The sequence below is a fragment of the Thermogutta sp. genome (assembly GCF_014359955.1).
Lineage (GTDB): Bacteria > Planctomycetota > Planctomycetia > Pirellulales > Thermoguttaceae > Thermogutta.
Genome location: NZ_JACIYL010000058.1, coordinates 1 through 10990 on the forward strand (window position 1 = coordinate 1; position 10990 = coordinate 10990).

9 protein-coding genes are annotated in these 10990 nt (G+C 57.2%); 5 read left to right on the forward strand and 4 right to left on the reverse strand.

Going from position 1 to position 10990, the window contains the following annotated elements:
* Positions 1 to 181 (forward strand): hypothetical protein (locus H5U08_RS03300; protein WP_297030076.1); only part of this gene is annotated, 181 nt, incomplete at its 5' end.
* Between the two features lie 117 nt (positions 182 to 298).
* Here the strand turns inward: H5U08_RS03300 and H5U08_RS03305 are convergent.
* Entirely contained in the window at positions 299 to 1012 is a 714-nt protein-coding gene (locus H5U08_RS03305; RefSeq protein ID WP_297030078.1) for a hypothetical protein, read from the reverse strand.
* Between the two features lie 791 nt (positions 1013 to 1803).
* Here H5U08_RS03305 and H5U08_RS03310 point away from each other — a divergent pair.
* Together H5U08_RS03310 and H5U08_RS03315 are read left to right on the forward strand one after the other, a co-directional pair.
* The gene (locus tag H5U08_RS03310; protein ID WP_297030081.1) at positions 1804 to 2007 is read left to right on the forward strand and encodes a twin-arginine translocase TatA/TatE family subunit; all 204 of its coding nucleotides are present in this window, start codon (positions 1804 to 1806) and stop codon (positions 2005 to 2007) included.
* Between the two features lie 80 nt (positions 2008 to 2087).
* On the forward strand, positions 2088 to 2414 hold the full coding sequence (locus tag H5U08_RS03315) for a twin-arginine translocase TatA/TatE family subunit (RefSeq protein WP_297030083.1): 327 nt from the start codon (positions 2088 to 2090) through the stop codon (positions 2412 to 2414).
* Between the two features lie 47 nt (positions 2415 to 2461).
* On the opposite strand, the gene H5U08_RS03320 is transcribed toward H5U08_RS03315, so the two are convergent.
* The 3 genes from H5U08_RS03320 to H5U08_RS03330 form a co-directional block, all read right to left on the reverse strand.
* Positions 2462 to 4201, reverse strand: a complete 1740-nt coding sequence (locus H5U08_RS03320) for an ATP-binding protein (RefSeq protein WP_297030086.1) — start codon at positions 4199 to 4201, stop codon at positions 2462 to 2464.
* Positions 4202 to 4867: 666 nt separating this feature from the next.
* A complete protein-coding gene (locus H5U08_RS03325) occupies positions 4868 to 7228 on the reverse strand; it encodes a dienelactone hydrolase family protein (protein WP_297030089.1) in 2361 nt (786 codons plus the stop codon).
* A 291-nt stretch (positions 7229 to 7519) separates the two neighbouring features.
* Complete coding sequence (locus H5U08_RS03330) at positions 7520 to 8191, reverse strand: CPBP family intramembrane glutamic endopeptidase (RefSeq protein WP_297030093.1); 672 nt, start codon at positions 8189 to 8191, stop codon at positions 7520 to 7522.
* Positions 8192 to 8496: 305 nt separating this feature from the next.
* Here H5U08_RS03330 and H5U08_RS03335 point away from each other — a divergent pair, with 305 nt between their 5' ends.
* Together H5U08_RS03335 and H5U08_RS03340 are read left to right on the forward strand one after the other, a co-directional pair.
* Complete coding sequence (locus H5U08_RS03335; RefSeq protein ID WP_297030095.1) at positions 8497 to 8997, forward strand: hypothetical protein; 501 nt, start codon at positions 8497 to 8499, stop codon at positions 8995 to 8997.
* Positions 8998 to 9280: 283 nt separating this feature from the next.
* The coding region (locus tag H5U08_RS03340) for a pyruvate, phosphate dikinase (RefSeq protein ID WP_297030098.1) at positions 9281 to 10990 on the forward strand (1710 nt) is incomplete at its 3' end.

Here is a 10990-nt window from a genome sequence, read left to right on the forward strand (position 1 = left end):
CTCTCTTCAGGTCGACCAGGCGGAAGCCTGTTACGAAGAGCTTTCTTCGGCGATTTGCCGGTCGGGATATTATCCCTATCGCGGGATGATCCCCCATTCTGTGGATCCCTGCTTCTGGGACGTTCCGTCAGAATTCTTGAACACGCTCTTCCCGCGGTCAGTCTCGTGTGATCCTACCTGATCGCGAAGCTCGCTTGAGTGGCGTCTTCTAACAGGCTCCAGGATGAGGCTGACTTTCTACGGACGCGCTGAAAGGACACCGGGCTGCCCACGATACGTTGCCCGGGTTGGTATCGATTTATCCGATCGGATAAGGTGCTGGCGGACTGGGCAGCGTCCAGATCCATCCCAATCCTGCCGCCCATCGCAGGATGACGGCGACCAGGGCAAAGAACGTGAAATGGAGAAATCCCGCCCCGAATTCGATTTCAAACACAAGGTATCCGACGAATGCTCCTGCTGCGAATACAGGAGGGATCACGATCGCCCAGGTCCACAACTCTTCCGTGACAAAATTGGCGACGAGCCAGTTAAACCCCCACCAGAGCAAGAGATAACCACCTGCGCATATCACCGCTCGCACCCAGAGATCACGGCCGCGGAGTGGTTGAAGGTCGTCTTCATTGCGGAGAAACTCGTAGGCACCGGCGCTCGCAGGGACAGTGACCGCTGCCAGGCCGATCGCCTGGAGCCAGAGATTATCGCGAAAAACCCCCGCGTGACCCAAAACGAGAGTTCCCACGAACACCACCAACACGCCGCCCACTATAGAGAGAATCATTACCGGTGTGAAGCGGCGTTCCATCCGCGCGATCGGTTTCAGTGTGAGCTCGCCAGAAATACCGCGACCACCGCTGCCGAACATCTCCGGCTCGTGGATGACAACCTGCTCCTCGAGCTGGGGGATCTGAATGACCGTTTTGCATTTGGGGCACGGACCACTTTTCCCAGCGAACTTGTCACTGACGGTGAATCGTGTTCGGCAACCCGGACAAACGACGAAAATTGCCATAGTTTTTTTCTCCGAATTCCATTTCGCCTGGGTTTCACCTTTTAGTTTGGCAAAGCCACCGAACCTGTCAACGGGAAGCAAATCCTGACACATCCCTGCTTGTCCTGCGCCAATAGGGACGCGGATGTCCACAGGGGTTTGCGACGGAGCAAGATTCACCGCGGAAAGACCTGCCTGTCAGCTCCACTTTCGACGGGATGTACCTCTCACATCCGCTCTGCAGCGTTAGACCGCACATCGGGTTTCAGCGGGCACGACAAGCGTCCCCTCCAAAGCATTTGTAAGAGGGACGTACTTCTCACTTTCGCACTCCAACCTTTGGAGAATCCATTTTCACCGAGCGGATTCCCACTGCTTGGTTGGCCTGGTTCAGTTGCGGGTTACACGGTAGGAGCAACTCATGAATTGCCCCTACAACCCATTGTGCTGGTAGCATGTCGTAGGTTCCAGCAAAAGTGGGGATAGGTCGGACGGGGCGGCCTGCCGGGTAAGTGCTCGCGCGGATCCTACACGGGAACTCTCCCCGGGCATTTCCCGCTGATTCGGTGCGGACTAGAATGGATTGATGAACGAGGAGACGGTCAACGTACGCGATCTATCGGTACAGCCTCCACGGAAACTGGCCCCCTGTCGTGAGTCCGTCCGAGAATGTGACTTTGATGAATCGTCAGGGAGGGGAATAGCAAAGAAAGACAAAGCGGCGGAAACCCTCCTGCCCGGTTTTGCAGGCTGGCGCGGGAAACAGCTCGGGTCAGAGGGTCCGCTGCTTATCGAAACAAAGGAGACTCCACATGTTCGGGTTACCTGGCTGGATGGAAATGATGATCATCGGTTTAATCATCCTGCTCCTGTTCGGCAATCGTTTGCCGAGCGTCATGCGATCGCTGGGACGTGGGGTTGTCGAGTTCAAAAAAGGGCTCCAGGACGAAGGTGGAGATGAGGAGCAGGACAAGAAGGCAGTCGAGGAGGAACAGCCTTCTCAGTCGGCCAAGTGACGTGATACCGATTTCGGCCTGGAACCTCGGCGCTGTGAGCGTGCGGCCCTCGCGCTGAGGTGAAACGGAGGTTGTCCACCATGGTCTCAGTGTTGCCCGTCGCTCAATTCTCCCTGCCCGGCGGCACGGAGATGCTGATAGTCCTTCTCGTGGCGCTGCTTTTGTTTGGTAACCGATTGCCGCAAGTGGCACGGTCGCTGGGCAAGAGTTTGAACGAATTTCGAAAGGGAATGCAGGGGCTGGAGCAGGAGCTGCGGTCGGCGATCAATGAGACACCGCCACCGTCTCCAAGCCGCAGTCAGCGCCCGGAAAACGAAGAGGACCGGCAAACTCCCGTGGCCCCCAAATTTATTCCGCCCGCCACCCCTCCCGAAGAGCCGCCCCCTCCGGGTGATTTCCCTGGCTGAGCAACCTGCCGAGATAAGATCCTTGCGGTTGTGTTAAAGCCTGACCTCTACATGGCTTGTCCACCCTGTGGTGGTGTTTCGACCGCGCGACTTTCCTGCGTCGCTGTGACCGAGCCGCTTGCCTCACTGGGCAGGACAGCCGGGAGTTCTATCGTGAATCGCGTGCCCTGACCGGGGGCGGATTCGACAGTAATTCGGCCGCCGTGCTCCTGGACAATCTTCTGACTCACCGGCAATCCTAGGCCAGTACCGCGGGAACCTTTCTTGAGCGACACAAAGGGACTGAAAATCTTGTCGAGCATGTCCGGCGGAATTCCCGGGCCATTATCCTCCACACCGATCCATACCTTCCCCTGTTCGGGATCGTACCGACTGAAAACGCGGACTTTGCGTGGCGGCGGCGAATCGGCCACCGCGTCAAACGCGTTTGTCACGAGGTTCAAGACAGCCCGGTGGATCCCCTCGGGATCGAACACCAGTGTCGGAATGTCCGACTCCCGTTCCCAGGAAAAATCGATCTCGCTTTCCTCCGCCCGGGCTTGCATGAGCTCTACAACGTCCTGAAGCAACTGGTTCAAATCACTGGGCTGCAGATCGGGCTCCCGCTCCTTGCTGAAGGTCAACATATCCATGACCAGTCCCGAGATCTTGGCCTGATTTTTCTCGACGATGGCCCAGCCTTTGCGGATGAGCTCCTCGTCGTGCTGCTTCAACCCCATCTCGATCAGATAGCCCCCGCCACGAATTCCCTGCAGGATATTCTTGATGTGGTGAGAGAGGGTAGCAATCGTCTGACCGATGGCCGCCAATCTCTCAGCCTGGACCATGGCCAGGTAATAGTGGGTGTCCTCTACAGCGAGCGCAGCCTGATGGCCTATGGCAATCATCAGCATGAGATGATCCTGGGTGAATTTGTTCACCTGCCCACGGCGAATCATCTCCTGCGGTGATGTGGACGTGTCGATGTAAATTACGCCCACAACACCATATCGCCCCTGCATGGGAACACAGATCGCCTCGCGGATACCCGCTTGCACGATGCTGGCTCCCGAGTCCCATCGTTCGTCGTGCCGCGCATCGCTGGTGAGAACCCCCTCGTTGCGCTCCCGAACATAGTCCAGAATTGTCTGACTGATGATCAATTTTTCCGGGGCCACCACGCCTTTTCGCACCCGCCTCACTTTGGGCACGAGTTTTCCTGTATCGGGATCGACAAGCATGATGCACCCTCGGTCGGCCTCCACCCATTCGAAGATGAGATCCATGATACGGTTGAGAAGCTGCTCAATATCGAGCGTGTGGCTTACCGCCAGGGCTGTGTGATAGACGATTTCCAGATTCCGTCGCGCCTGTGCCAGCCAGGAATCCGGCGCAAATCCCTGGCCTCGCAGGAGGCGATTTCCCTCTTCCGAACTGACGACGCTGACAATCTGGGATCTTTCGGCCTCCGGCTCCGCAGCAATGGAAACGTTCCAGGTGGCTTCGCGTTCGGATTCCTCCGCGGGAGACGTGAACAGCATGAGCGTCCGCCCCATTTGAATCTGGTCGCCACTGTTGAGCCAGTGTTCCTGGATCCGCCTGCCGTTGACGATTGTCCCATTGGAGCTGTTCAAGTCGATGAGCCGATAGCGATTCTCCACCCGCCGAATCTCGGCGTGATGGCGAGAAACCCCCGCGTCGTGCAATTGCACTTTGTTGGAAGAGTCTCTCCCAATGGTGATGACCGACCCTTCCAGCTCAAAGCGAGTCCCCTGATCGTTTCCCCGAATAACAAACAGTGAGGGCACCTTTCCGCGCTCCTTCCGCCCGATCGGTGTTTCTGACAGAAAGCCGGACCGTTCCGAGTTATCCCGGCATCCTTTTCCCACGCGAACTGCCCGGTGTCATATATGCGTACACCATTAACTTTCTGATATGGTCCCTCCCCTTTTCGGTTTTTCTGAATCGAATCGTATACAACGCAACTCCACCAAGTTATTTTACGGCAGAGCATTTGATTCCCGAAACGCCCAGGACCTTTCCATGCAAGAAAATTCCCAAAAGGAAAGGGGTTTTCCACCGGATTTTCCCGGGCTACGCCCCGTAATGGCGTCGGGGCGGTGGCCGAGTCTCCATCCACAGCCCTGCCAGGCCTGAGTCATCCCCACTTTTTCTCTGTCGGTGGGAAGAAAATTTGAAATCGCCCTGTCCTTCCGCAGAAGTGGAGTTCAGTTCCCAGGGACCTGCCGGTGAGGTTCTCATTGCGACCCTGGACAATCCGGTTCACGGACCGATCCTTAGCTGCCACGTTCAACTCCCGTAAAAACGCAGGCGGCATTTTATGAATGGCCCCTACCGCGCGCTGTGGCGCTTGCTTGCGACAGATCCTTCCAAAAAATGGGGATGCATCGGCTACCGGGCGTCGTGACTACTTGGCCACGCCGATGGTCAGCGCGGCCGCTTATCCGGGTTTTTCAAAATCCCAGATAACGATGCAGAAACTGGAAGGTTCCCACTCCATGGATTGTGTGTGGGCCCACAAACCACTCGATTTCTGTTTTGTCCGTCAGCCCCAAGAGTGCCTCGTAGAGGAATCGCACCTTGGCATATTCGTAGGCGACCCGCTCATCCGGTGCGACACCGTCGAAATGACCCCGTTCCACCATAAACGGGCGTGGAGCAATGAGCGTCGCCATTTCGGCGTAGTTAAAGGTTTCCCCCAGGTCGAATTCGAAAATCTCGTATTCTCCAGTGAAAACGTAACTGTACTGGCTCCGGGTTGAGGCGTTCTTCCAGACCCAATCATTAAAATCGGCAGAACAGATGGAGAGACAGTACTGGGGCACCAGCGGCGGCACGCGCATGGCTGTCTTGCCCCCGTAAGACAGCCCGTAGAACGCAATCCGAGCGGGGTCAACAAAGTCCAGAGTACTGAGCCAGTTCACGATCTGCTGATGCTGGGGCACGATGATAGAAAAAAGCGTCTTTCCGAGTGGGTTTGCCTTCCGCTGAAGGGTGCGGAATCGGTCGCCAAAGATGTAGGGATTTTGCGGAGCAAATACGATGAATCCCTGTTCGGCAAGCCGTGCGGCAAAGTTGTGATAGGCACGGTGGTCTCCCTGGATCGTATCTTGGGGACGCCCTTCTAGCCCGTGCTGGCAAACCACCACGGGGCGCCGCTCTCCCGGCCTGATGTCCTTCGGTACGAGGAGAATCCCATACGCAAACACGCCGTCGAATACATCCAGGACAACTTCGTACCCGGTCCATTTTGGTTCGTCGTAGACCCGTCGTGACCGTGGATGGGGATCGCCCAGCGGAATGTCGATCCGACCGATCACCTCCTCGTAAAAGTATTCGCGGTACCACTCCACAGTTTCTGTGAATCTGGCGAGAGAGCTCGTGTCCAGACGTGACCAAAACTGCCGACGGACGTCGGAACTTTGCTCCAGAAATGTTTGAATATGTCGGTCGAGTTCCTCGATTTGACGCTGCACACGATCGCTTTGCCAGGGATTTTCCCGCCGCCATTGCGGTCCCTGTGCGACCGCACTGACATCGCTGTTGGGGTCCAGCATATGCAGGAAGGTCTTCAAACAGGCTTCCGAGCCATACGGACCTCGGCCATCTCCACTCGTTACCAACGTGAGATGGCTGGAGAGATGGGCCAGTTTCAGCGAGTTGTCAGCCCGAGCAACCTCGGACTGAACGGCCTCCAACTGGGGTGTGGATAAACTTCCCGGTGCTCCGCCCAATCCTTTTGGAACAGTAATTTCGGGACCACGGGCGGCCTCCACAATGAGGGGCCGCGGATACATCAGGAGGCTGATTTCGGCACACCCAAAATCCTTGAGCAGGGAGAAAACATTGCGATCGACCGGCTCCGACCAAGTGGCTTCGCGGGGTCCGTAAAAACCGCTGACGGCGGCTACCCGGATCCGATCATCCAGGGCTGAGGCGTACAGGGCCAGCATGCCGCCTTCCCCCCAACCTATGACCCCGACGGTCGGTTTCGTTGCCGTGTCGCCCTGTGCAGCGAAGCAATCCACCGCAGCGAGGATTTTTTGAACCTCGTACCCGATGATATGCCTGCCCAGTTCGTAGGCAGGACGATACAGATATTCGCGGTGGGTCAGCGAGACATTTCTGCGCTTGGCGATTTCCCGAGGAATGAGTTGCGGTACTAGCACGGTGCAACCGCTCTCGACGAGCCGCCGGGCAAACTGGGATTCTGGAGCCACGTCCGGTGACAGGCCTGCAAGCGCCTCGGGAGAAACATCGGCATCCGGAATCGCGATGACCGCGGCACGCGAGCCATTGCTCCGCGGTACCAAGAGAAGTCCCTCCCCTGTGACGTCGGAGAAAACGTTCCAGCGCACCGCGTAAATATCGTATGTCGGCCCACTGGCCAGAACGGGATCCCGGCCCGCCAAGGCAAGAATGGACAGCCGCGGCGACGCGACTCGGGGATCCCTCACGCCAAGGATCTTGGCCAGTCGGGCCCTTCGCGACGTGATCCACTCTTCGGGCCATTGGCCGGATTTGAATTGTTCTTTCCAAACCTGGTTTCGGCGGGCAACCGTCCGTGCAGTTTCCCTGTCGAGAAACTGATCGATCGCATCAATCATTTGCGAGGCCGGGTCGCCCTCCATAGTAAGCGGGGCCGTCCCCTGTAACGACGTCACAACGTCACCAGCTCCCCGGCCAGGCTCCGCCAGAGCGGCCCCCGCTCCGACTGCAATTCCGAGAATGACCAAGCCCCCGAGTACAGTACGGACGATGCCCACTTTTCCAGCCGGACACATATGTTCCCGTTGCAACTTTTGGCCTCTCATGGGCAATCTCCCGAGAATTTCTCATTTTCCAGCACACCTTCAGGACTCGGACGACCCGCTGGATCGACATACCCCTTCAGGCGATGACCGGCTGACGTTGCGGTAAATCCGGGGAGGGAAAGATCCAGCGCCCCTGATTATCCGTTCCCCAAGGACCTGAACAAGCCACCAGCAGGCAATTGCGCAGGGTGCTGCCAACCGCGGTCTCGTGAAAGCCCATGTCCGACGAAAAGGTCTCTGGGATAAAGGATTAACCTCCGCAGGCTCTGTGAGACGGGGCAATCACGGGGACTACTCAGTTTGGTCTTGCTGCTCTTGTACTGCCCGATTGCCAGGCCAGAAGCGCGCAAGGTAAAGAACGGCCACAAAATCATAGAGTCCGTGAGCCACCATAGGGACGAGCAGGTTGCCGCTCACCGCGAAAAGAACCCCGAGATAGACGCCGAGAATCGTCGTCAAGACGACATAAATTTTTGATAACGGATGAGCGAGTCCAAACAAAATCGCGGCTGCAAGAATCGCCAGAATCGTTGCAGGATCTGCCAGCGCCAACGTGTTGGGTGTTCCCAGGAGAGTCGCCAGGCCCCTTTGCACGATGCCTCGGAAAAAAGCCTCCTCTCCAATGCCCGCGACACAAGAAATCATGGCCATCTCGCCGATCGTCGCCGATCGAAACAGAGGGGCGATCATTTGGGTCATCAGAGCGCGGAGCTCTTTGAAGACGCGTCCCGGCATGTAGCGCACGACCGGCAACAGAAGCAACATCGGCAAAGTCGCCAGTGCACCTGCGCCGAGTGCGGAAAAATCCCAACGGACAACTTCCCACAGCGGCAGACGCAGCACCCAGCCCGCCACGACCGCCACCAGTCCAATAGCACACTCAAGAAGCGTACCGTAAACAATAAGTTGGGCGGTCACAGCGCGAGAATCGGCCACCGGTTGATCTGGGTTGCGAATATCCATGGTTGTTCCTTTGAAGAAACTCTCGGTGTGATACGAACCAGTTCCATTGGTCAGGCGTGGCCTGCAGCACCCCGAAATAGGGACCACACCACGATCGGCGGCAAACTGTCAATGGTAGAACCAAATCGAGTCGCTCGCTAGATTCGAGGGGGACACTATAATCCTCGTTTGCCCGGGACAGTATACGCCGGTCTGCATTGCGTCGCGCGCGTGGTGGCCCGGAGCCAGTCAACCACTTTCAATACTTGCTAAGAACGTTCATTTTTCGCCAACAGGATGTCACCGTTGCTGGAGGAGTTCGCCTCATGTTGAAGGGTCCTCTTCTGTTGTGGATAGGTGCGCTGACGCTGATAGTGGCGACGCCGTGGCAGGGCTGGGCCGATAAACCGTTTGAGTGGGCGCCGGCTCAGCCCGAGGAAGTCGGTCTCTCATCAGAACGGCTTCGAAGGCTCAGCGAGGGTACGGTTTTCCGGCATCCGAGTCATTGCTGGCGTTCAGGAATCACCTACAACCCCGCATTGAAGCGATACGTGTGGTTTCATGTGTATCCCAAACAGACGAGGGGAGACGGCGCCCCGGTGGTAGGAGGCTGTGGTGTTTATGATGCCCCAGAGCCCTGGGGCCCGTGGACCACCGTGTTCCATACCGAGCAGTGGGACATGGATCCCGGCGAAAGCGGCTGCTTTCCCACCCAGTGGATGGACCGAACGGGAAAGAGCATGTGGCTGGTCTTCTCGGGCGAAGACTCATTCAGTGTCCGTCGCGTGGATATCATACTCCACAAGTCAGACGACGGTCCCAGGTGAGACAACCTGGTCCCCGGGATGAACTGCCAGGATGAGAAAGCTCTCGGGTCCAACGAAAGAAGTGAAACATTTACCGCCTTAGACGGTGGATACAAATGGGCGATGCGCGGAATCGCGGTTCGTTGACGAGTGATCAAATAAGAGGTAAACTACGTAATTCTTTTAGTGCGAAAAGTCGCTCTGTTTGGGCACAGTGAAGCAGGAAGGCGGGCGCAGCGTTTCACACACAAACCGCCCGATAGATCAAGTTTTTGTCAGAGGAAATTGTCAAGGAGTGTTCACAATGACGCAAGCACAGAAGTATGTGTACTTTTTTGGACCGGAGGGGACCGAAGGGAATGCCTCGATGGTGAATTTGCTGGGCGGCAAGGGCGCCAACCTCGCCGAAATGGCGGGCCATCCCGACCTGCGACTTCCCGTGCCGGCTGGGTTCACCATCACCACAGAAGTGTGCACCTATTTTATGCAGCACGGGGGCCAGTATCCTCCGGGCTTGAAGGAGCAGGTGGAGGAGGCACTTCGAAAAGTCGAAAAGGCGATGGGAATGAAGTTCGGAGATCCGGAAAATCCCCTTCTGGTCTCCTGCCGATCGGGTGCCCGTCGGTCCATGCCGGGAATGATGGAAACGGTGCTCAACGTCGGTTTGTGCAGCAAGACCATTCCCGGACTCATCAAAAAGACAAACAACCCGCGATTTGTGTACGACGCCTATCGGCGGCTCATCATGATGTATTCCGATGTGGTCATGGAAAAGGCCGAGGGAATCGAGCCACCCGAAGGAATGGGAATCCGCATCCAGCTCGAGCGGATGATGGAAGAGCTCAAGCACAAGAAAGGCTATGAGAAGGACACGGATCTGACGGCGGAAGATCTCCAACAGCTTTGTGAAGCTTTCAAGGCCAAGGTCAAGGAAGTCCTCGGCAAGCCGTTCCCGGATGACCCCTTCGAACAACTGTGGGGCGGAATTGCCGCAGTGTTCAAGAGCTGGAACGGCAAACGGGCGGTGGCCTATCGCCGGATCGAAGGCATTCCCGATGACTGGGGAACAGCCTGCAACGTCCAAAGCATGGTCTTCGGGAACATGGGCGACACTTCGGCAACCGGGGTGGCTTTCACCCGCAACCCCGCCACCGGCGAAAACCAGTTCTACGGGGAATGGCTTCCCAACGCGCAGGGCGAAGACGTGGTGGCCGGCATCCGGACCCCCAACCCGCTCAATAAAGCCACCAAGACGGAGCAGAACAAGCATCTGCCGTCGCTGGAAGAGGCCATGCCGGAAATTTACCAGCAGCTCCTCGATATTCGCAATCGCCTGGAGCGGCACTATAAGGACATGCAGGACATCGAGTTCACCATTCAGGAAGGCAAGCTTTACATGCTGCAGTGCCGCGTGGGCAAGCGGACGGGAACGGCGGCTCTCAACATTGCCATGGATATGCTCAAGGAAGGTCTGATCGACGAGGAAACGGCCGTTCTCCGGGTAGCCCCCAAGCAGCTTGATGAGTTGCTCCATCCGATTGTCGATCCGAACGCCGAGAAAAAGGCCACGGCCATTGCGACCGGGTTGCCCGCCGGCCCTGGCGGAGCGTGTGGACAAATCGTCTTCACGAGTGAAGACGCGGTCGAATGGACCAAAAAAGGGAAGAAAGTCATCCTGGTTCGTGAAGAAACCAACCCCGAGGATGTCGAAGGCATGCGGGCGGCCGTGGGAATCCTCACCGCGCGCGGTGGGATGACCAGTCACGCAGCGCTGGTTGCCCGTGGGTGGGGCAAGTGCTGCATTGTTGGTGCGGGGAAAATCAAAGTCGACCCCGAAAAGAAATGCATGACTGTGGATGGCAAGACCTACAAAGAGGGCGACTGGGTCACCCTCAATGGTACGCGGGGGATCGTGTATGAGGGGCAACTCCCGCTGATCGACGCCACTGAAAATCCGCGGCTCAAAGAGTTCATGGCACTTGTTGAGAAATACCGCAAGCTCGGAGTGCGAACA